This window comes from Rhizobium freirei PRF 81, assembly GCF_000359745.1.
Lineage (GTDB): Bacteria > Pseudomonadota > Alphaproteobacteria > Rhizobiales > Rhizobiaceae > Rhizobium > Rhizobium freirei.
In genome coordinates this window covers 323127-345000 of sequence record NZ_AQHN01000089.1, presented here as the reverse complement: position 1 = coordinate 345000, position 21874 = coordinate 323127, and the positions used below count along the sequence as shown (strand labels likewise).

The window sequence follows — 21874 nt, the reverse complement described above, 5'->3', positions numbered from 1 at the left end:
CGGCCGCTTTGTCATGGCCAATGGGCGCGGCGCGGAACTGCCGGAGACCGAGCGGCTTGCCGGCTCGCAAATGCTCGTGATCGCCGATCTGACCGGCCGGGCGGCACAGGCGCGCATTCTTGCGGCGGCAGAGATTTCCCGCGCCGATGTCGAGGAGCATTTGCCGGGCGAGATCCGCACGGAAGATCAGAGCTTTTTCGACAAAGCGAGCCGCCAGGTGAGGGCGCGGCGCGCGACACGGCTCGGCGCCATAATCTTCGAGGAAACGCCTCTGCCGCGTCCCTCCGGCGAGCAGGCAGCCAAGGCACTTGCCGAAGGCATTCGCGAACTGGGAATCGACGTCCTGCCATTTTCCAGGGAAGCGGCGCAGCTGCGCGACAGGATCGGCTTCTTATATAGGACGATCGGCGATCCCTGGCCGGATATGGGCGATGAAGCGCTGCTTGCGCGGCTCGACGAATGGTTCACGCCGTTTCAGACCGAGGCGCGCGGCCTCTCCGACATCTCGGCCGGCGGGCTTTCCAACGGGCTGATGGCGCTGGTCCCGCATGAGCTGCAACGCGATCTCACCCGCATGGCGCCGACGCATTTCGAAGCGCCGACCGGCCAGCGTCATCCCATTCAGTATGACGGCGAGGAACCGCTGCTGACCATCCGCGTCCAGGAGCTGTTCGGGCTGAAGCAACACCCGAGCGTCGGCGGCGGCAGGCTGCCGCTATTGCTGGAATTGACGTCGCCGGCGCATCGTCCGATTCAGACGACGCGCGACCTGCCGGGCTTCTGGGCCGGCTCATGGAAAGACGTGCGGGCGGACATGCGCGGGCGCTACCCGCGGCATCCCTGGCCGGAAGATCCGGCCGAAGCCTTGCCGACGACACGCGCCAAGCCACGAGGGACCTGACGATGGCACGATTCTTCCGGGGATTGGAAAAACTGTCCGACGCAGAGATCAAGGCGCAGGACGACCATCATAGCCGCCGCCGGCTGCGGCTGCAGACGCTGGTGCGGCTGCGCTGGCTCGCGGTCGGCGGCCAGACGGCGACCGTCATGATCGTCGCCTTCTGGCTGAAATTTCCTATGCCGCTGATGCCATGCGGCGTGCTGATCGCCTGCCTTGCCTGGATCAACTTCTTCCTCACCCTGCGCTTCCCGCCGACGCACCGGCTGGAGCCGCCTGCCGCCTTCGCGCTGCTCGGCCTCGATCTCCTGCAGCTCTGCGGGCTGCTGCTGATCACCGGCGGGCTTGCCAATCCCTTCTCGGTGCTGGTCTGCGTGCCCGTCATCATTTCCTTCGCCTCGCAGCCGATCCGCTACAGCATGACGTTGATCGCGCTGGCGATGATCTGCATCACCGGGCTTGCCTTCTCGCCCTTCCCGCTCCCTTGGTACGAAGGCATTGCTGTGAACGTCCACAGCGTCATGCAGCTCGGCGTCTGGTGCTCCATCGCCTCGACCATGGCTTTCGCCGCTTTCTATGCCTATCGCGTCTCCATGGAGGCCTCGCAGCTTGCCGATGCGCTTTCGGCGACGGAGCTGGTGCTGCAGCGGGAAAAGCATCTGTCGCAGCTCGACGGACTGGCGGCAGCGGCGGCGCACGAACTCGGCACACCGCTTGCGACGATCAGCGTCGTCGCCAAGGAAATGGAACGCGAGCTGCGCGAGGACGACCGTTTTCGCGAGGATGTGGCTCTGCTGCGCAGCCAGAGCGAAAGGTGCCGGGACATTCTGCGGCGGCTGACGACGCTCTCCTCGGAAGACGAGGCGCATATGCGGCGGCTGACGCTATCCTCGATGATGGAAGAGATCATTGCCCCGCATCGCGAGTTCGGCATAGCGCTTGAGCTGATTGAGAAGAGCCCGCGCTCGGGAGAGCCCGTCCTCAATCGCAATGCCGGCATCATGTACGGGCTCGGCAATCTCATCGAGAACGCCGTCGACTATGCCAGCAAGACGGTGACCGTCACGGTGGAATATACAGCCGAGTTGCTGACGATCGTCATCGAAGACGACGGCAGCGGCTATTCGCCGGAAATCCTGGCACGGATCGGCGAGCCCTACGTAACCTCCCGGCAACGCGACGATACCGCGGGTGGGCTCGGGCTCGGGCTCTTCATCGCCAAGACGCTGCTGGAGCGTTCCGGCGCCGCTCTCTCCTTCACCAACCGCGATCCGGAAAGCCCGGGGGCTCGCGTCCGCGTCGAATGGCCGCGCGTGCTGATCGACAGTAATTCGACAAAATGATTTTGACGGCTTAAAACAACCCTCGTCAAAATCGGTGGGATATGCAGGCGGATGGTCGCCGGGATAGAAGATAGAATGACGGAAAAAGAGATCGCTGCCCCGCATATCGGGGACAAGGATGCCGCGGCCCATATCGGCGCGGATGCGACATTGCTGATCGTCGACGACGACGGCCCTTTCCTGCGCCGGCTGGCGCGCGCGATGGAAACGCGGGGCTTCGTCGTGGAGACGGCGGAATCGGTGGCGGAAGGCGTCGCCAAGACCAAGGTCAATCCGCCGAAATATGCTGTTGTCGACCTGCGCCTCGGCGACGGCAACGGCCTCGACGTCATCGAAGCGATCCGCCAGCGGCGCGACGATACGCATATTGTCGTGCTGACGGGTTATGGGAACATCGCGACGGCAGTGACCGCCGTCAAGCTCGGCGCGCTCGACTATCTCGCCAAACCGGCGGATGCGGACGATGTCTTTGCCGCGCTGACGCAGCGCCCGGGCGAGAAGGCGGAAGTGCCGGAAAACCCGATGTCGGCCGATCGCGTGCGCTGGGAGCACATCCAGCGCGTCTACGAGATGTGCGAGCGCAACGTTTCCGAGACGGCCCGGCGGCTGAACATGCATCGCCGCACGCTGCAACGCATCCTCGCCAAGCGCGCGCCGAAATAAGCTATTCGGACGCGAAGGACTTGCCCGTCGCCCATTCGGCCAGCAGCAGGCGCTGCGCCGCCGCGCGGGAGAAGTTCAGCGTGACCGATTTGCGTGTCGCCGGCGGCAGGCGATGCTCCGGCGCCTCGCGGATGATGTGAGCGCCGTAGCCATCCGATAGAAAGAGCCCGCATTCCTCCGGAAATATATCCAGCGGCACCTCCTTGTGCGTGGCAAAGAACAGCCGGTCGCAATGCTGCCGATATTCGGGCCATTTGCGGTCGACGCGGAAATCCTCGATCGAGGTCTTGATCTCGATGATCCAGATCTCGCCCTTCTCGGAAATGGTGATGAGGTCGGCCCGGCGGCCGCTGGCAAGCGGCAACTCGGGCAAGATCGCGTGGCGCATCTCATGCAGTAATAGTTGCACGCCCTTGCGTACAAGCATGGCCCGTTCCGACTGCCGGCCATCTATTAACGGATTGTTATTGTAAACGTTCAAAATCGTCATGAATTGCCTCAAGGACAGGCAAGCATTGTTGCAAAAAAACCATGTCCCTCTAATTTGCGCGGCGACGCTATTTTGTAGCGTCAGAGCAGCTTGCAAAGTTTAGTTTAATGGAAAATAAACCGTAGACAACGATGGTAGATAACCATCCGATCCCCGCCACGAAATTTTAAGAGACTTCCATGCGCATCCGTAATGCTATGACCGCACTCGGCCTTGTCGCAATGCTCGCATCGGCTGGCTATGCCACCACTGCCGCAGCCGCGCCGACCGCTACCGCAAAAACCGCTGCAGAGACCATCAAGACGTTCGATGGCGACTATGGCATCACCAGCGATAACGGTTTTCAGCTGCCGGCGATCCCGATCCAGAAGGTGAAGCCGCAGTTCCGCCGCCAGATCGTCGAGTACAAGTCCGACGAGGCTGAAGGCACCATCATCGTCAACACGCGCGAGCGCCACCTCTATTACATCCTCGGCAACGGCGAAGCGATGCGCTACGGCATCGGCGTCGGCAAGCAGGGCTTCTCCTGGTCCGGCACCGCTTACGTCGCCTGGAAACAGGAATGGCCGAGCTGGCATCCGCCGAAGGAAATGGCCGTCCGCCGTCCGGAGATCGCCAAGTATGTCGATGGCGGCATGAACCCGGGCCTTTCCAACCCGCTCGGTGCGCGCGCCATGTACCTCTACAACGAAAAGGGCCAGGACACGCTGTTCCGCCTGCACGGCACGCCGGAATGGGCTTCGATCGGCACGGCTGCTTCCTCCGGCTGCATTCGCCTGATCAATCAGGACGTGATCGATCTCTACAGCCGCGTCCTGCCGGGTCACAGCACCAAGGTCATCGTTATCCAGTAATTGCTGGCATCGGGATTGAAAAAGGCCGCCGGATCGCGATCCGGCGGCCTTTTTGTTTGTAGAACTCGGGGCGATCGTATATCGCGCCACCCGCCCTCTTCCTTCGAAGCTCCGCCTTCGGCGGTGCACAACAGGATGAGGGCTGATCTTTTCCCATGATCGCAAGACTCTCTCCAGCTCATCCCGAGGCGCCTTGCCGCCGAAGCGGCAGCGCCGACGACAAGGCCTCGAAGGATCGATGCGGCCTCTGACGGAGAGAAGGGATCAACCCGCCTGCTTTGCCTTTAGTTCGATGCGGCGACGATGCAGGACCGGCTCCGTGTAGCCGTTCGGCTGCTCGCGTCCCTTGAGCACGAGATCGAGCGCTGCCTGGAAGGCGACGGAACCGTCGAAATTGCCTGACATGGCGATGTAGTTGGGATCATCGGCATTCTGCTGATCGACCACGGCAGCCATGCGCTTCATCGTCTCCAGAATCTGCGCTTCGCTGATGACCTTGTGATGCAGCCAGTTGGCCATGTGCTGCGCCGAGATGCGCAGGGTGGCGCGGTCTTCCATCAGGCCGACATTGTTGATGTCGGGCACCTTGGAGCAGCCGACGCCCTGATCCACCCAGCGGACGACATAGCCGAGAATGCCCTGGCTGTTGTTGTCGATTTCGCGCTGGATTTCCTCCGGCGTCCAGTTCGGCCGCGAGGCGACGGGCACCGAAAGGATATCGGAAAGCTTGGCGCGGGCGCGGCTCTTCAGGCTCTTCTGTACCTCGGCGACATTGACGCGGTGATAATGCGTGGCATGGAGCGTCGCCGCCGTCGGAGACGGCACCCAGGCGGTGTTGGCGCCGGCCTTGGGATGGGCGATCTTCTGCTCCAGCATGGCCGCCATCAGGTCCGGCATGGCCCACATGCCCTTGCCGATCTGCGCATGGCCAGACAGGCCGCATTCGAGGCCGATATCGACATTCCAATTCTCATAGGCACTGATCCAGGCGGCCTGCTTCATGTCGCCCTTGCGGATCATCGGACCGGCTTCCATCGAGGTATGGATCTCGTCGCCGGTGCGATCGAGGAAGCCGGTATTGATGAAGACAACGCGTTCGCGGGCGGCGCGGATGGCTTCCTTGAGGTTGACCGTGGTGCGGCGCTCCTCGTCCATGATGCCCATCTTCATCGTGTTTCTGGGCATGCCGAGCAGATCTTCGACACGCGAGAAGATATCGACGGCAAAGGCGACTTCTTCCGGTCCATGCATCTTCGGCTTGACGACATACATCGAGCCGGTACGGGAATTCTTGCGGCGGCCATTCGGGCCGATGTCGTAGAGAGCAATCAGACCTGTGATGACGGCATCCATGACGCCTTCCGGCACCTCGTTGCCGTCGCGGTCGAGGATAGCCGGATTGGTCATGAGGTGGCCGACATTGCGCACCAGCATCAGCGAGCGGCAATGCAGGTCGAAGGTGCTGCCATCCGGCGCCGTGTAGGTGACGTCGGGATTAAGGCGGCGCGTGAAGGTCTTGCCGCCCTTGGCGACTTCTTCCGTCAGATCGCCCTTCATCAGGCCGAGCCAGTTGCGGTAGACCTCGGCCTTGTCCTCGGCATCGACGGCTGCGATCGAATCCTCGCAATCCATGATCGTCGTGATGGCCGATTCCAGGCGCACGTCGGAAATGCCGGCCGGATCCGCCTTGCCGATGGTCGTGCTCGTGTCGATGACGATTTCGATATGGATGCCGTTCTGCTTCAGCAGGACATGCGTCGGGGTAGCGGGAGCACCTAGGTAGCCGGCGAAATGGCTGCCGTCCGCCAGTTTCGATGCTCCGCCATTGGTCGCGATCGCCAGGGCACCATCCTTCACGGCAAGACCGGTGACATCCTTCCAGCTTGCGCCGGCGAGCGGGACAGTGGAATCGAAGAAATCGCGAACCCAGGCGATGACCTTCTCGCCGCGCTTGGGATTATATCCCTTGCCCTTCTCGGCGCCGTCGGTCTCGGGAATGGCATCCGTGCCGTAAAGCGCATCATAGAGCGATCCCCAGCGGGCGTTGGCGGCATTCAGCGCATAGCGCGCATTCATGACGGGAACGACGAGCTGCGGGCCGGCGATCTCGGAAATTTCCGGGTCGACATTGGCGGTCGAAATCGTAAAGGCCGGGCCTTCCGGCACGATGTAGCCGATTTCGCGGAGGAAGGCCTCATAGGCGGCAAGATCGACCGGCGCACCGTTCTTCCGATACCAGTCATCGATCGCCGCCTGCATGCGATCACGCTTGGCGAGCAATTCGCGGTTCTTCGGTGCGAGATCGTGGACGATTTCAGAAAAGCCGGCGAAGAAGGCATCGGGCGCAATGCCCGAGCCCGGAAGGGCTTCCTTGACGAGGAAATCGTAAAGTACCGGTTCGATCTGCAGCCCGTTCTTCTCAATGCGGCTCATGCCAAATACTCCTCAGGGCCATTTATGGCTCAATTTTCCTATGGTGCCACTTTGCTGGCGGTTTCGCTCTCCGTCAATTTGGTAATAGTTCGAAAGATTTATGCAATATCGGAAACAATTGACTTACGTTGCTCGAGAGGCGGCAAAAAAGGCCCTATCGCCGCGTCACTCGCATCGGCAAACCACCGCGCGGCTGGGTCGTGAGCTTCTGTACCGGCCAGGGATCGGTCGCATCCGTTGCATCGAAACGAAAGCGGCGCATCATCACGGCAAGGGCGATGACAGCCTCCTGAAGGGCGAAGGTAGCACCGATGCACACGCGGGGGCCCGCGCCGAAGGGCAGATACTGGAAGCGATTGATCTTGGCCCGGTTCTCGGGAAGAAAGCGCTCCGGCATGAAGGCGCGCGGCTTTTCCCAGTAGAGTTCATGGCGATGCAGCGTCCATGGCATGATCAAGACGGTGATCCCCTTCGGGATCGTCACGCGCTCGCCCTTGGCGCTCGTCCATTCGTCGTCTGCGATCGCGGCGCGATTGATCGATGGCGCCGGCGGATAGAGGCGCATCGCCTCCTCGAAGGCGGCGCGGACATACGGCATGAGGTCGAGCCAGGCGACCGGTTCCGCATCGGTTGCGAGCACGCGGTCTATTTCCTCTTCCATGGCCTCGCGAATATGCGGGCTGTTGGCGACGCAATAGAGAGTCCAGGCGAGTGCCCGGGCAGTCGTTTCATGGCCAGCGCCGATGAAGGTGAGGATATTGTCCTCGATCTCCCCCATCGTCAGCCCATCGGGACCGGCCTTTTCCAGAAGCAGCGTCAGAAAATCGTCCGGCGCGCTGGCGCGATCTCGGCGCATCTTTTCCAGTCGCTGGTCCATGGCCTTGTGGACGATGCCGCGGAACTTGTCGAGCATGCGCCGGCCGCCGATGCGGGTGAGACGCGGCACCCAGGCGGGAGCGCGCAGAAGATCCATCGGATCGACCCGGCCCATGCGATGCAGCAGCTCGTTGACGTCGTCGGAAAAATGCTCGCTTTCGGTGACGATCTCACCGGAAAACAGGGTTTCCGTCAGGATGGCGAAGGTCAGCTCGGTCATGTCAGCCGCGATATCGAACACGGCACCTTCGCTGCCGATCTCCTCATATTTATGCAAGTATTCCAGGCTTTGGCTCAGCATCTGGCCGGCGAAGCCCTGGGCATGGCGCGGCGTGAAGACCGGGGCAACCGCCTTGCGCGAACGCTTCCAGACGGCTCCTTCCGCCGTCAGCAGACCATCGCGCAGGATCGGCCGGAGGACGAGCTGACGGATATCGGCCATGCGATAATTGGCAGCGTTGTCGACCAGAACATGCTTGATGAGGCCGGGATCGTTGACGATCAGCGTCCGCTCGTTGAAGAACTTCGTCTTGATCCAGGGCAGCGTGTAGGAAGGTTCGCCCCAGAGTTCCAGCGGATTGCGCAGGATGGTTTTGATGATCGTCCATCGCGACGGCGGGACGGTGCGCGGGATCGGCGCCGGGGGAGAGAAGGCTTCCGGGATCATATCCATGGGATCAATTCTCCTCGAAGACCGGCCACTCGGTGATCAATCTCACCCGAGCGGCGCACCCATCCGATATGGTGAACGCCGCCCGCAAAATCCAGACGATAAAACGTCGCGCAGGAATACTTACAGGAGCGACTTCAGGTCGCTCAGCTTATCATTGATGAGCCAGCCGTAGTAATTCTCCTCGGGCCAGACCGGCTGCGATGCTCCCCTGTTCTTGGCGGCGAGGGCGGCAGCACGCTTGCGGGTGTTGCCGAGATTGTAGAGCGTCGCGGTGACGCCGGGATTGCCTGATATATCCATGCCGGCGATCGAGCGATAGTCATCGATCGACTTGCGGATCGATGCCGCGACGAAGGCCAGCGACAGATCCGGATCCATGATCGCCTTGTAAACGCCACCGGCATTCTTCTCGTCGAGCTTCGGGATGCCCGAGATGCGGCTGACCAGATCGGACAGCTCCAGCGCGGTCAGCGGATTGACCTGACCGAGGCCGAAGGTCTGACCGGCATAGAAGGGCTGGAAGAAAACGGCGCTGAAACGATTGTCGGGATAGGATTTGCCGCCAACGGCCTTGCCTCGGAAATCGTCTTCCCAGACATCCTCGCGGCAGGTCCAGAGACTGTAGGAATCCTGCTTGCTTTTGCAGGCGTCGAATTGCGGCCGGGCGACGAAATCGTCGACATTTTCGCCATTATAGGCGAAGCGGAAGCTCTCGCCGGCATAGGACGCGGCCTTGACGTAATAGGACTGCAGACCGTCATAGGCGTCGACATTGTAGGTGTGCTCGCCGACCAGCGCGCCGATGATGTGGATCGGATCGATGCCGTAGGCCCGCGCCGTCGACTTGATCTTCGACATCAGCTTCGTATCGGTCGCCAGCAGCTCGCGGACCTTCTGATACTTGCGGTCGAAGGTGGAATTGGTGCCGCGCGTACGCCGGACCGAGGCACCGGGGACCGGCGGCTGCTCGGCATTGCGGTTGCCCGGAGGCACCGTGCTCGCCGCTTCCGCATAGGCGGGAATCCAGGAGAGGCTGACGACTGCCAGAAGAAGGGTGATCAGTATACGTCGCAAGATGGCTGTCCTGTCGAAGTTTCAACCGATGTTTCCGTGCGGCTCCTGACGGATAATCTTGGCCGAATAAAGCCATCCTCACGAAGAAACGGGCCCCTAACTAAAAAGTTAACGGCCCGCTGTCGAGTGTTTACTGTTTAAATCGCGCTTGCCTGCCTGCTACAGGATGAAGCGGGACAGGTCCGTGTTGGTTGCAAGGTCGCCGACATGCGCGCGTACATAGGCGGCGTCGATGGTCACCGATACGCCTGCACGGTCCGACGCATTATAGGAGATCTCATCAAGCACCCGCTCCATGACCGTTTGCAGACGACGGGCGCCGATATTTTCGACGGTGGAGTTCAGATGCACGGCGACATCGGCGAGCGCGTCGATCGCATCGTCGGTGAAATCGAGCTTCAGGTCTTCCGTTTCCATCAGCGCCTTGTACTGGCGGATGAGGCTTGCCTGCGGCTCGGTGAGGATGCGGCGGAAGTCCTCCTTCGTCAGCGGACGGAGCTCGACGCGGATCGGCAGGCGACCCTGCAGTTCCGGCAGCAGATCCGAAGGCTTGGCGACATGGAAGGCGCCCGATGCGATGAAGAGAATATGATCGGTCTTGACCGGGCCATACTTCGTCGAAACCGTCGTGCCTTCGACCAGTGGCAGCAGGTCGCGCTGCACGCCTTCGCGGGAGACGCCGGCGCCGACGCCACCATCACGGGCCGCGATCTTGTCGATCTCGTCGAGGAAGACGATGCCGTCATTCTCGGCCGATTGCACGGCTTCACGCTGGATCGCCTCATTGTCGATCAGCTTGTCGGATTCGTCGCGGATCAGCTCCTTGTAGGAATCCTTGACGGTCGTACGAACCTTCTTCGTGCGGCCGCCCATCGCCTTGCCGAACATTTCGGAGAGGTTGAGCACGCCGATATTGGCGCCGGGCATGCCGGGGATCTCGAAACCGCCGGGCATACCGGAGCCGGTATCGGCCACTTCGATGTCGATCTCCTTGTCGTCGAGCTGGCCGTCGCGCAGCTTCTTGCGGAAGCTGTCGCGCGTCGCCGGCGAAGCGGTCGCACCGACCAGCGCGTCGAGGACGCGTTCTTCGGCGCTCATATGCGCCTTGGCCTGTACCTCGGCGCGCTTCTTTTCGCGCACCAGGCCGATGCCGACTTCGACGAGGTCACGGACGATCTGCTCGACATCGCGGCCGACATAGCCGACTTCGGTGAACTTCGTGGCTTCGACCTTGATGAAGGGTGCGCCGGCAAGCTTGGCGAGGCGGCGGGAGATTTCCGTCTTGCCGACGCCGGTCGGGCCGATCATCAGGATGTTCTTGGGCATGACTTCATCGCGCAGCTCGGGTTCGAGCTGCTGGCGGCGCCAGCGGTTGCGCAATGCGATCGCCACGGCGCGCTTGGCCTCATGCTGGCCGACAATATAACGATCGAGTTCGGAAACGATCTCGCGGGGGGAAAAAGTGGTCATTTCGCGTGTTCCCTGTCAGGGCTAGAAACTATCAAGAGAGGAACGTCTTAGGCTTCGGCATCCAGCGTTTCGACGATCACATTGTGGTTCGTGTAGACGCAGATGTCGGCGGCGATATCGAGGGCGCGGCGGGCGACGTCTTCGGCTGATTTGTCGCTATCCATCAGCGCGCGTGCGGCGGCGAGTGCAAAATTGCCGCCGGAGCCGATCGCCATGGCGCCATGTTCGGGCTCAAGCACATCGCCGTTGCCGGTGATGGCGAGCGTTACTTGTCTGTCGGCAACCAGCATCATGGCTTCGAGGTTGCGCAGATATTTGTCCGTGCGCCAGTCCTTGGCGAGCTCGACGGCTGCGCGCATCAACTGGCCGGGATATTGTTCGAGCTTCTTTTCAAGGCGCTCAAGCAGGGTGAAGGCATCGGCGGTCGCGCCGGCGAAGCCAGCGATGACATCGCCCTTGCCGATGCGGCGAACCTTGCGCGCATTGCCCTTCATTACCGTCTGGCCAAGGCTCACCTGGCCATCACCAGCCATCACCACCTTGCCGTTCTTGCGAATAGTCACGATTGTCGTCATGTAACACCTGCTTGCCCCCGTTCCGGCGGGCTTTCTGCCGGGCCGCTTATCGGCCCCGTCAGCACCTATGTAAGAGGGCTTTTGGCGATTGCAAATGGCGACCGCGCCCGAATAATGGCGGCAAGCCGGCTAAACGCGTAAGCCTCGCGCGTAACTTCTGGATATTTCCCGATGCGCCTGATAAGGAACGGCCGTATTCCGATGGAGCAGCCCATGGCAGAGACCGCAGCGAGCCGCACGGCAAGCGTTTCCCGCAAGACCAACGAGACCTCGGTCTCCGTTTCCGTCAACATCGACGGCAGCGGCAAATCGACGATTTCGACGGGGGTCGGCTTCTTCGACCATATGCTGGAACAGCTGTCGCGACATTCGCTGATCGACATGGAGATCGACACCAAGGGCGATCTGCATGTCGACGACCATCATGCCGTCGAAGACACCGGCATCGCGATCGGCCAGGCGATTGCCAAGGCGCTGGGCGACCGGCGCGGCATTACCCGCTACGCTTCGATCGACCTCGCCATGGACGAGACGATGACGAAAGCGGCCGTCGATCTTTCCGGCAGGCCCTTCCTCGTCTGGAACGTTTCGTTCAGTGCGCCGAAGATCGGCACATTCGATACCGAGCTGGTGCGCGAATTCTTCCAGGCTTTGGCGCAGAATGCCGGCATCACGCTGCATATCCTCAACCATTATGGCGCCAACAATCACCATATTGCCGAGACATGCTTCAAGGCCGTTGCACGCGCATTGCGCACCGCAACCGAGATCGATCCGCGGCAGGCAGGCCGGGTGCCCTCGACGAAAGGCACGCTCGCCTGAGCCCCAAAATGGGGAATTGAGGAAATGGCAAGCTATCTGATTTTGTCTCCCGCCGGAGCGCCCAATCGATCCGAAGTATCGGATCGGTATCGCGACGGAACGCGATTTATCCGCGACGGCTTTTCGTGGAAAGCGTTCCTGTTTCCAACGCTCTGGATGCTCTACAATCGCCTATGGCTGCATGCCGTTGCTGCCGTCCTGCTGCAGGGCTTTGCTCTGGAGCTGATGCGCCAGCCAGGCTTTTTCGCCGCCGGCGCAGCCATTTGGCTGGGCGTACATATTCTGGCGGGACTTGAAGGCCCCGATGCAGTTGGTCAACGGCTGATCAACCTCGGCTGGACGATCGAGAACCTCGTCGCTGCGCACGATCTGGCGACAGCGGAAGAGATTCACTTTTCTGAAATCGAACGGGAGTCGCAGCGGGATATCCATCCAAAGAATTGGGATATTTCGCCCACTCATACAAATAGCAGCCGCCCAGGCCCGAGCTTCGGCCTTCCCGGCTATGACGGAGGACGCTGACCATGCGCGTCGCGATTATCGATTATGGTTCCGGCAATCTGCGCTCGGCGACGAAGGCTTTCGAGCGGGCCGCCCGCGAGGCAGGCATCGACGCAGTGATCAACCTGACCAATGAAGCCGAACGCGTCGCCACGGCGGACCGCATCGTGCTTCCCGGCGTCGGCGCCTATGCCGATTGCCGTCGTGGCCTCGATGCGGTGCCCGGCATGGCGGAAGCTGTCATCGACGTCGTCGAGCACAAAGCCCGCCCCTTCCTCGGCATTTGCGTCGGCATGCAGCTGATGTCGTCGCGCGGTTTGGAAAAAACGATCACGCAGGGCTTCGGCTGGATCAAGGGCGACGTCAAGGAAATGACGCCGAACGATCCCAGCCTGAAAATCCCGCAGATCGGGTGGAATACGCTGGACATCCGCCACCCGCACGCCCTGTTCGACGGGATCGAAACCGGGCCTGACGGCTTGCACGCCTATTTCGTCCATTCCTACCATCTGGCAGCCGATCATAGCGACGACGTGATCGCGACGACGAACTATGGCGGGTCGATGACCGCCTTCGTCGGCCGCGACAACATCGCCGGCGCGCAGTTCCATCCGGAAAAAAGCCAGAAACTCGGCCTTGCCCTGATCGCCAATTTCCTGCGCTGGAAGCCGTAAGGCTCGCGCTCCAAGGACAGATATCATGATTCTTTTTCCCGCTATCGACCTAAAAGACGGCCAATGCGTGCGCCTCAAGCTCGGCGACATGGCGCAGGCAACCGTCTACAACCCCGATCCCGGCGCTCAGGCGAAAGCCTTTGAAGACCAGGGCTTCGAGTGGCTGCATGTCGTCGATCTCAACGGCGCTTTTGCCGGCGAGACCGTCAACGGCGCTGCCGTCGACGCCATTCTCAAGGCAACCAAGAACCCGGTACAGCTCGGCGGCGGTATCCGCACGCTCGACCATATCGAAAACTGGCTGTCGCGCGGGCTTACCCGCGTCATTCTCGGCACGGTGGCCGTGCGCGATCCGGCACTCGTCATCGAGGCCTGCAGGAAATTTCCGGGCCGCGTCGCCGTCGGCATCGACGCCAAGGGCGGCAAGGTGGCGGTCGAGGGCTGGGCGGAAGCCTCCGAACTCGGCGTCATCGAACTGGCGAAAAAATTCGAAGGCGCTGGCGTTGCCGCCATCATCTACACAGATATCGACCGGGACGGCATTCTGACAGGTATCAACTGGGCTTCGACGCTGGAACTGGCCGATGCGGTCTCGATCCCCGTCATCGCCTCCGGCGGGCTCGCCTCGCTGGACGATATCCGCCGCATGATCGAGCCGGACGCCCGCAAACTTGAAGGTGCGATTTCCGGCCGCGCGCTTTATGATGGCCGCATCGATCCCAAGGAAGCACTGGCCCTGATCAAGCGGGCCAAGGAGGCAGCGCAATGACCCTGAAAGCCCGCGTCATCCCCTGTCTCGACGTCAAGGACGGCCGTGTCGTCAAGGGCGTCAACTTTCTCAATCTCGTCGATGCCGGCGATCCCGTCGAGGCAGCCAAGGCCTATGACGCCGCCGGTGCCGATGAGCTCTGCTTCCTCGACATCACCGCCTCCTCCGACAATCGCGACACCATCTTCGACGTGGTGGCCCGCACGGCGGAGCAGTGCTTCATGCCGGTCACGGTCGGCGGCGGCGTGCGCAGCATCGCCGATATCCGCAAGCTGCTGCTCTGCGGCGCCGACAAGGTTTCTATCAATTCGGCGGCGGTCAACAATCCCGATTTCGTCGCCGAAGCAGCCGACAAATTCGGCAACCAGTGCATCGTCGTTTCCATCGATGCGAAACGGCGGCGTACCGAAGCGCTTGGCGGCGACAATATGAGCGCCTGGGAGATCTATACCCATGGCGGCCGCAACGCGACCGGTATCGATGCCGTCGATTTTGCCCGAAAGATGGTCGAGCGGGGCGCCGGCGAGCTGCTCGTCACCTCGATGGATCGCGACGGCACCAAGGTCGGCTATGATCTGGAGCTGACGCGGGCGATCGCCGATGCGGTGCGCGTGCCCGTCATCGCGTCGGGCGGTGTCGGCGATCTCGACGACCTCGTCGCCGGCGTGAAGGAAGGCCATGCGACGGCGGTGCTTGCCGCTTCGATCTTCCACTTCGGCACCTATTCCGTGGGCGAGGCGAAGCGCTACATGGCCGAGCGCGGCATTCCCATGCGGCTGGATTAGGAGACAGCGGAGCGATGAGCGGATTTACCCTTTCCGACCTCGAGCGAATCGTCGAGGAACGTTCCAAGGCTTCGCCCGACGAATCCTGGACAGCGAAGCTTTTTGCGGCCGGCCAGCCGAAAGCTGCAAAGAAATTGGGCGAAGAGGCGATCGAGGCCGTCATGGCGGCGATTACAAACGATCGCGAAAACCTCACCTACGAGGCCGCCGATCTGCTATATCATCTTTTGGTCGTATTGAAGATCGCCGGCATTCCGTTGCAGAATGTCATGGGTGAGCTCGAAAGGCGTACCACTCAATCCGGCCTTCAAGAGAAGGCAAGCCGGTAAAATGCAATGACGATAGCGACCAAGACCGAGCCAGCGCACGAAACACTCGATATTTTCCAGGCGAAAGCCTATTCGCCCTATTATTTCTTCTCCTCGGAAGAATGGGCGAAATTCCGGGCCGATACGCCGCTGACATTGACCGCCGACGAAGTGACGCGGCTGCGCTCGATGGGTGACCCGATCGATCTCAACGAGGTCCGACGCATCTATCTGTCGCTGTCACGGCTTTTGTCCTCGCATGTGGAATCGTCGCAGATCCTGTTCGAGCAGCGCAACCGGTTCCTCAGCCTCTCCGATGTCGCCAAGACGCCCTTCGTCATCGGCATTGCCGGCTCTGTCGCCGTCGGCAAATCCACCACCGCCCGCGTCCTGAAGGAATTGATGGGGCGCTGGCCGTCGAGCCCGAAGGTCGATCTGGTTACGACAGACGGCTTTCTCTACCCGAATGCCGAGCTGCAGCGCCGAAATCTGATGCAGCGCAAGGGCTTTCCGGAAAGCTACGACACGGCAGCGCTCTTACGCTTCCTCTCGGCCATCAAGGCAGGCCAGCCGAATGTGCAGGCGCCCTCCTACTCGCACCTCGTCTATGACGTGCTGCCGAACGAATTCAAGACGGTCGACCGCCCGGATATCCTGATCTTCGAAGGCATCAACGTGCTGCAATCGCGGCATCTGCCCGCCGACGGCAAGATCGTGCCGATGGTCTCGGACTTCTTCGACTTCTCGATCTATATCGATGCCGACGAGGATCTTATCCATAACTGGTATGTCGCCCGCTTCATGAAACTGCGCGAAACCGCCTTCCGCGACCCCAATTCCTTCTTCCACCGCTATGCCTCGATCAGCGAAGAGGAAGCTTTGGCGATCGCCGAAGGGCTCTGGAAGAACATCAACCTGAAGAACCTGCGCCAGAACATCCTGCCGACGCGCCCGCGCGCCGACCTCATCCTGCAGAAGGGCAAGAACCATCTGATCGAGCAGGTTGCGCTGAGGAAGCTGTAGCTCGCGATTCTTCGGCCGTTGTCGCCATGTCCGCGCCTGGCGAGCATCGATCACGCAGGATGCGGACGAGTACGCAGGCTGCAAGTGCGGCCAATACCACGGCGCCTAGCGGCGCGAGTTGCCTTGCGACCTGCTGATTGTAGAGCGGATAGAGCCAGGCAGCGCCAAGAGGAGCCAAAAGGCCGCGATAGTTGAAGAAGAAGTACGCGGCAGCGACATTCATCGGGATGGTGTCGTAAGAATAGCCGTAAGGCGTCGCGATAAGCGTCAGGAGTATCGTGAGGCAGACCTTGCTCCGATGCTCGATGACCGTACTGCTGCGCCAGAGCCACAGGGTCGTCGCGATGGCAACAACAGAAGCGACCATTTGGAGCGAGTAGGAAGCCGTAAGACCGAGTCCCAAGGATCGCGTCAGAATGAAGAATGTCGTGGCGTTGACCTGATAGCCATACGAAAAGGGCGCCTCTAGGATTGATGTCATCAGCGGGCGTGTCTCGGTCCAAAACAGCAGCCACACATCGAAGCCGAACAGCAATCCTGTGACGATCACCAGGAAGAGCGCGGTAACGCCTGCCGAAAGAATGGCGCGGTAATTCCCGCTTGCAAGCAAACAGAAAGGTACAAGGACGCCCAGTTGCGGCTTTACGGTCAACAGGCCAAAGAGAATGCCCGCGATGATTGGCCGGCCTGGCGCAAGCAGCAGCCCGGATAGCAGGAGCGCCGTCGTCAAGGCACCATTTTGCCCGACCAGGACGTTAACGATGGCTGCGGGTGAAGCAACGATGAAAATGCGGGCCCACCAAGCCAGACCGAGCGGTTTCGTTGCCAGGAAAAGCAGAAGGAGCGTTCCCAAGATCCAGAGGATATAAGCAATGAAAATCGGCAAGCCCGCGAAGGGAATGCCTATCAATAGCATGGAGGGCGGGTAGCTCCATTCCTGATCGGGCATCAACGGCGATAGGAGCAGCCGAATCTCGTGCCGATAGGCTTCGGCGTCGAACAGGTAAGTTACATGGCCTCTCAGGGCCATCAGCGTACCGCCCCAGAGATTGGTGAAATCCCAATAGGGCAGACGATCGGTCATGACGGAAAATCCGTCCGGCTTTAGTATCCAGAGAAAAACCAGGAAATTGAGACCTCTTGCCAGCCCAAGAGCGACAGCTAGGCCCGCAAAAAGCAATTCCGGTCTCGTTCTCAGCCTTGTCACGATCACCCCAACCGCGTTGTCTGCAATCACTTATGCAGTCACCCGCCTTAAGGTCAGGTTTATTCGACCGCCATTCTTCAGCAATGTCGACGTCGTCGGATAGATGCGGTCGACACCGTGGAAACAGAGCCTGCCCTCGCCGCCGAGGACGACGATGTCACCGCTGGAAAGCTTGAAAGATAGCGTGCGATCATTGCGATTGAGGCCACCGACCCTGAAAAGGCAGGTGTTGCCGAGCGAGATCGACAGCACAGGCGCATTGAGATCCTGCTCGTCGCGATCCTGATGCAGGCCCATGCGGGCATCGTCGCTGTAGAAATTGACGAGACAGGCCTCCGGTGGCTTTTCATAGCCTGCTATATCATGCCAAAGATCGAGTAGCTGCGGCGGCATCGCCGGCCATGGGCGGCCGGTGACCGGATGCGTTGGCTGGTAGCGATAGCCGCGCTGCTTGTCCGTGACCCAGCCAAGCGGGCCGCAATTGGTCATGCGCACCGACATCTCCTTGCCGGTGCCGGGCATGACCGGCGTGAACAGCGGCGCCGCCGTGACGACGGCGCGGATCGCCTCGAGCAGTGCCATCTGGGCAGGATGATCGAGATATCCAGGCAGATGTTGAATTCCGTTGGGGAGCAGCATTTAGGTTTCCTGATGGTGCGGGTCGGGTGAGCATGCCGTCGCCGCGCGTTGGTGCATGGCCCCTCACCCCAGCCCTCTCCCCGCAAGCGGGGCGAGGGAGTCTATCTCGCCTTGAATCAGGCCGCCAGAAGTTGGAGTCCGCCATTTGGTGCGGTCGTCCCTTCTCCCCGCAATGCGGGGAGAAGGTTAGGATGAGGGGCCAGGCACATAATTGCCACGAAACCAGGCTCGCGTGACTATCATCATCTTGACCCAACCAAACTGAAACCGCAGCCCGAAAACCAAACCTAATCGCCGCCGACCTTGCCGCGCATCTTCTTGACCTCGGAACGCCCGGACTTCTCCTTCAGCCTGCGTTCGATGGACCCCTTTGTCGGCTTGGTCTTTCTGCGCGGCGGCGGTGGCGGGGCGGCGGCTTCGAGGATCAGTTCCTTCAGCCGCTCGCGTGCGTCCTCGCGATTTCGGTCCTGGCTGCGGAAGCGGCTAGCCTCGATCAACAATACGCCATCCTTGGAGACGCGCCGGCCGGCAAGCTTGACGGCATTCGCCTTGACACGGTCCGTCAGCGAGGGAGAATTCTGGACATTGAAGAAGAGCTGGACTGCGGTCGCGACCTTGTTGACATTCTGGCCACCGGGACCACCCGCCAGAACGAACTGTTCCGTCAGCTCCCAGCCGGCAATGGTGATCCGGTCGTTGATATAAAGCGCTTCGCTGGCCATGATTTTCTCCGCGCCTGCCCTGGACAGCGAATATTCGGTCGAAGCCGTATCGCCGCTCTATCGGTCTACGCAATTCCAAGCGGAAAACCGCTGAGCGCTTTTCCTGATTTCGCTCTATTCCATATTGCATTGCGCTTGAAAACATCAGGCGAAACGAAAAACCCGGCGGATCGGCCGCCGGGTTTCACGTGAGTCATTGCTGTTGCGAAAAGTCTACTCCGCAGCGACCGGCATGCCCGGTGCCGCATCACGGACATTACCGTCCACATGGTCTTCGAACTTCGCGAAGTTGGTGACGAACATCTGCACCAGCTTTTCGGCCTGCGCATCATAGGCTTCGCCATCAGCCCAGGTGGAGCGCGGGTCGAGGATGGCGCTGTCGACGCCTTCGACCGCGACCGGAACCGCGAAGCCGAAATTCTGATCGATGCGGAACTCGACATTGTCGAGATCGCCCTTCAAAGCAGCTGCGAGCAGCGCCCGCGTCGCCTTGATCGGCATACGACGACCGGTGCCGTAGGCGCCGCCGGTCCAACCGGTGTTGACGAGCCAGCAACGGGCGCCGTGACGAGCAATCAGCTCCTTGAGCAGGTTGCCGTATTCGGCCGGATGGCGCGGCATGAAGGGAGCGCCGAAGCAGGTCGAGAATGTGGCTTCCGGCTCGACGACGCCTTTCTCCGTACCGGCGACCTTGGCGGTGTAGCCGGACAGGAAGTGATACATGGCCTGATCCGGTGTCAGCTTGGCGATCGGCGGCATGACACCGAAAGCGTCGGCCGTCAGCATGATGATCGTCTCGGGATGGCCCGTCATGCCGGATTCCGAAGCGTTCGGGATGAAATGCAGCGGGTAGGCGCTGCGGGTGTTTTCGGTCAGCGAACCGTCATCGAGATCGGGCTTGCCATGTTCGTCGAGCACGACATTTTCGAGCACAGTGCCGAAACGGCGGGTCGTTGCGTAGATTTCCGGCTCTGCCTCCGCCGACAGGCGGATGGTCTTGGCGTAGCAGCCGCCTTCGAAATTGAAGATGCCGTTTTCGCCCCAGCCATGCTCGTCGTCACCGATGAGCGTGCGGGTCGGATCGGCCGAAAGCGTCGTCTTGCCGGTGCCGGACAGGCCGAAGAAGATCGCGGCATCGCCTTCGGGGCCGACATTGGCCGAGCAGTGCATCGGCATGACGCCGCGCTCCGGCAGTAGGTAGTTCAGCGCCGTGAAGACCGACTTCTTCATCTCGCCGGCGTAGGACGTGCCACCGATCAGGACGATGCCGTTGACGAAGTCGCAGGCAATGACCGTTTCCGTGCGGCAGCCATGACGCTCCGGATCGGCACGGAAGCTCGGCAGATCGATAATCGTCAGCTTCGCCACGAAGCTTTCGAGTGCCGAACGGTCGGGACGGATGAGCAGATTGCGGATGAACAGCGAGTGCCAGGCGAATTCGGTGATGACGCGCGTCGGCAAAGCATATTCGACGTCCGCGCCGCCGATCAGATCCTGCACGAACAGGTCCTTGCCGCGGGCATGGGCCAGCATGTCCTCATGCAGGAGCTCGAAATGCTCCGGCGACATCGGCTTGTTGTTGTCCCACCAGATCTGGTCTTCTGTGATGGCGTTGCGCACCACGAACTTGTCTTTCGGGGAACGGCCGGTGTGCTGGCCGGTCAAAGCCCTGAGCGCGCCATCCGCGGTCAAATCGGCTTCACGACGACGAATCGCCTCCTCGTAGAGATGAGCCTCCATGAGGTTATAGCGCACGCTGGCGGCGGCTCCCAGGCCAATCGATCCCAGTTCAGTCGCGGGATTACGGACGCCGAATTGCTCCATCACTTTTTCCTCTGCAAAGGCCTCAGCCGTTGTAATTGCCTAAAGCGTAGAGGTGTCTTTTTAAAAGCACAAGAGCGAGAAACAAAAAATCTTTAATGATATCAGGTATTTAATCGATTTAAATAAATTTCGGTAATTTTAAATCGTTTGAATAAACCATGACGGGATGTTTCGTCACACAACCGCCGGGCACGGTTGCTTGGCCTTAGCAATCCTCCCCTTTATCTTTGCCACAATTTGTTCCACCTTTATCCCCATAAGCGCGCCAGGTTACCGCCGACCGAGCTGGCAGACCGCCTGGGCTGGATTCCAAATCCGGGAGACGCGCACTGATGACGGAGACGAACACCATGTTGACAATCGCGCTCGTTGACGACGACCGCAATATCCTGACTTCCGTATCGATTGCCTTGGAAGCAGAGGGATATAAGGTAGAGACTTACACGGACGGAGCCTCCGCGCTCGATGGTCTGCTTGCCCGGCCGCCGCAGCTGGCGATCTTCGATATCAAGATGCCACGCATGGACGGTATGGAGCTCTTGCGCCGCCTGCGCCAGAAATCCGATCTGCCGGTAATCTTCCTGACGTCCAAGGACGAGGAGATCGACGAGCTCTTCGGCCTGAAGATGGGCGCCGACGACTTCATCACCAAGCCGTTCTCGCAGCGTCTGCTGGTCGAACGCGTCAAGGCCGTGCTTCGCCGTGCTTCGGCCCGCGAGGCTGCCAATGCCGCCGGCGGCGGCAACGCCGTCGCGAAGCCGGGGGCGACGCAGCAGGCCCGCTCGCTGGAGCGCGGCCAGCTTGTCATGGACCAGGAACGCCATACCTGCACCTGGAAGGGCGAGCCGGTAACGCTGACAGTCACCGAATTTCTAATCCTGCATTCGCTGGCGCAGCGCCCCGGCGTGGTCAAGAGCCGCGACGCCCTGATGGACGCCGCCTACGACGAGCAGGTCTATGTCGACGACCGCACGATCGATAGCCACATCAAGCGCTTGCGCAAGAAATTCAAGATGGTCGATCTCGAATTTGATATGATCGAGACGCTGTATGGCGTCGGCTACCGCTTCCGCGAAGCCGCCTAGAGCCGGATAATTTTAGGCCGAATCGACCTGGAATCTGAATTCGCCCTAGAAAAAATAGAGCACGATGTCGTCCGAAACCGCTTACACTTTTCTGCATCATGCTCGAACAGGTAACTGGACCATACGGCAAACGATGGAATAAGAGCATGCGGACGGGATCGGCGAT

Annotated in this window: 22 protein-coding genes (1 of these 22 running past the window's edge); 12 read left to right on the top strand and 10 right to left on the bottom strand. The window is 60.8% G+C overall.

Annotation, left to right across the window (positions count from 1 at the left end; translation table 11 throughout):
- The 3 genes from hrpB to RHSP_RS29330 all read left to right on the top strand — a co-directional run.
- On the top strand, nt 1-901 hold the 3' end of the coding sequence (gene hrpB / locus RHSP_RS29340) for an ATP-dependent helicase HrpB (RefSeq protein WP_037155184.1). Its footprint begins 1565 nt before the window's first position; only the last 901 of its 2466 coding nucleotides appear in the window; its start codon lies off the left edge, out of view; the stop codon is at nt 899-901.
- 2 nt (nt 902-903) lie between these two features.
- Nucleotides 904-2241, top strand: coding sequence for an ActS/PrrB/RegB family redox-sensitive histidine kinase (locus RHSP_RS29335; RefSeq protein WP_004127602.1), 1338 nt, complete (start codon nt 904-906; stop codon nt 2239-2241).
- A 75-nt stretch (nt 2242-2316) separates the two neighbouring features.
- Nucleotides 2317-2904 (top strand): ActR/PrrA/RegA family redox response regulator transcription factor, encoded by a 588-nt coding sequence (locus RHSP_RS29330; RefSeq protein WP_004127599.1) that lies wholly within the window; start codon nt 2317-2319, stop codon nt 2902-2904.
- A 1-nt stretch (nt 2905) separates the two neighbouring features.
- Here RHSP_RS29330 and RHSP_RS29325 read toward each other — a convergent pair whose 3' ends face one another.
- Complete coding sequence (locus RHSP_RS29325) at nt 2906-3394, bottom strand: MmcB family DNA repair protein (RefSeq protein ID WP_004127596.1); 489 nt, start codon at nt 3392-3394, stop codon at nt 2906-2908.
- Between the two features lie 179 nt (nt 3395-3573).
- Here RHSP_RS29325 and RHSP_RS29320 point away from each other — a divergent pair, with 179 nt between their 5' ends.
- On the top strand, nt 3574-4248 hold the full coding sequence (locus tag RHSP_RS29320) for a L,D-transpeptidase (RefSeq protein ID WP_004127592.1): 675 nt from the start codon (nt 3574-3576) through the stop codon (nt 4246-4248).
- 264 nt (nt 4249-4512) lie between these two features.
- Here RHSP_RS29320 and RHSP_RS29315 read toward each other — a convergent pair whose 3' ends face one another.
- From RHSP_RS29315 to hslV, 5 genes are all read right to left on the bottom strand, one after another.
- Nucleotides 4513-6681 carry a malate synthase G gene (locus RHSP_RS29315; protein WP_004127589.1) on the bottom strand — a complete coding sequence of 723 codons (2169 nt, stop codon included), beginning with the start codon at nt 6679-6681 and terminating at the stop codon, nt 4513-4515.
- Between the two features lie 154 nt (nt 6682-6835).
- Entirely contained in the window at nt 6836-8230 is a 1395-nt protein-coding gene (locus tag RHSP_RS29310) for a cytochrome P450 (RefSeq protein WP_004127585.1), read from the bottom strand.
- 120 nt (nt 8231-8350) lie between these two features.
- On the bottom strand, nt 8351-9304 hold the full coding sequence (locus RHSP_RS29305; protein WP_004127581.1) for a DUF1402 family protein: 954 nt from the start codon (nt 9302-9304) through the stop codon (nt 8351-8353).
- Nucleotides 9305-9463: 159 nt separating this feature from the next.
- Nucleotides 9464-10774: an ATP-dependent protease ATPase subunit HslU gene (hslU, locus tag RHSP_RS29300; protein ID WP_037155179.1), complete on the bottom strand. Its 1311-nt coding sequence runs from the start codon at nt 10772-10774 to the stop codon at nt 9464-9466.
- Nucleotides 10775-10821: 47 nt separating this feature from the next.
- A complete protein-coding gene (gene hslV, locus RHSP_RS29295) occupies nt 10822-11349 on the bottom strand; it encodes an ATP-dependent protease subunit HslV (RefSeq protein WP_004127572.1) in 528 nt (175 codons plus the stop codon).
- Between the two features lie 213 nt (nt 11350-11562).
- Between hslV and hisB the strand changes: the two genes are divergently transcribed.
- Genes hisB through coaA form a run of 7 tightly spaced genes read left to right on the top strand, consistent with a single transcriptional unit; the run spans nt 11563 to nt 16231 of the window.
- Nucleotides 11563-12171 carry an imidazoleglycerol-phosphate dehydratase HisB gene (gene hisB / locus RHSP_RS29290; RefSeq protein ID WP_015338215.1) on the top strand — a complete coding sequence of 203 codons (609 nt, stop codon included), beginning with the start codon at nt 11563-11565 and terminating at the stop codon, nt 12169-12171.
- Between the two features lie 24 nt (nt 12172-12195).
- Nucleotides 12196-12693, top strand: coding sequence for a DUF2628 domain-containing protein (locus RHSP_RS29285; protein ID WP_004127565.1), 498 nt, complete (start codon nt 12196-12198; stop codon nt 12691-12693).
- 2 nt (nt 12694-12695) lie between these two features.
- On the top strand, nt 12696-13346 hold the full coding sequence (hisH, locus tag RHSP_RS29280) for an imidazole glycerol phosphate synthase subunit HisH (RefSeq protein WP_004127564.1): 651 nt from the start codon (nt 12696-12698) through the stop codon (nt 13344-13346).
- A 25-nt stretch (nt 13347-13371) separates the two neighbouring features.
- The gene (hisA, locus tag RHSP_RS29275) at nt 13372-14115 is read left to right on the top strand and encodes a 1-(5-phosphoribosyl)-5-[(5-phosphoribosylamino)methylideneamino]imidazole-4-carboxamide isomerase (protein WP_004127561.1); all 744 of its coding nucleotides are present in this window, start codon (nt 13372-13374) and stop codon (nt 14113-14115) included.
- A complete protein-coding gene (hisF, locus tag RHSP_RS29270) occupies nt 14112-14900 on the top strand; it encodes an imidazole glycerol phosphate synthase subunit HisF (protein WP_004127558.1) in 789 nt (262 codons plus the stop codon). Before hisA ends, hisF begins: the two co-directional genes overlap by 4 nt.
- 14 nt (nt 14901-14914) lie before the next feature.
- Nucleotides 14915-15229, top strand: coding sequence for a phosphoribosyl-ATP diphosphatase (locus RHSP_RS29265; RefSeq protein ID WP_004127554.1), 315 nt, complete (start codon nt 14915-14917; stop codon nt 15227-15229).
- A gap of 6 nt (nt 15230-15235) precedes the next feature.
- Entirely contained in the window at nt 15236-16231 is a 996-nt protein-coding gene (gene coaA, locus RHSP_RS29260) for a type I pantothenate kinase (RefSeq protein ID WP_004127551.1), read from the top strand.
- Here the strand turns inward: coaA and RHSP_RS29255 are convergent.
- The 4 genes from RHSP_RS29255 to RHSP_RS29240 form a co-directional block, all read right to left on the bottom strand.
- Nucleotides 16173-17315 carry a glycosyltransferase family 87 protein gene (locus RHSP_RS29255; RefSeq protein WP_240535537.1) on the bottom strand — a complete coding sequence of 381 codons (1143 nt, stop codon included), beginning with the start codon at nt 17313-17315 and terminating at the stop codon, nt 16173-16175. The genes coaA and RHSP_RS29255 overlap by 59 nt on opposite strands.
- A 153-nt stretch (nt 17316-17468) precedes the next feature.
- Entirely contained in the window at nt 17469-18077 is a 609-nt protein-coding gene (locus RHSP_RS29250; RefSeq protein WP_004127545.1) for an alpha-ketoglutarate-dependent dioxygenase AlkB family protein, read from the bottom strand.
- Nucleotides 18078-18364: 287 nt separating this feature from the next.
- On the bottom strand, nt 18365-18799 hold the full coding sequence (gene arfB / locus RHSP_RS29245; RefSeq protein ID WP_004127543.1) for an alternative ribosome rescue aminoacyl-tRNA hydrolase ArfB: 435 nt from the start codon (nt 18797-18799) through the stop codon (nt 18365-18367).
- Between the two features lie 213 nt (nt 18800-19012).
- On the bottom strand, nt 19013-20623 hold the full coding sequence (locus RHSP_RS29240; protein WP_004127541.1) for a phosphoenolpyruvate carboxykinase: 1611 nt from the start codon (nt 20621-20623) through the stop codon (nt 19013-19015).
- 350 nt (nt 20624-20973) lie between these two features.
- Between RHSP_RS29240 and RHSP_RS29235 the strand changes: the two genes are divergently transcribed.
- Nucleotides 20974-21708 (top strand): response regulator transcription factor, encoded by a 735-nt coding sequence (locus tag RHSP_RS29235; protein ID WP_200863311.1) that lies wholly within the window; start codon nt 20974-20976, stop codon nt 21706-21708.
- Nucleotides 21709-21874 lie beyond the last annotated feature (166 nt).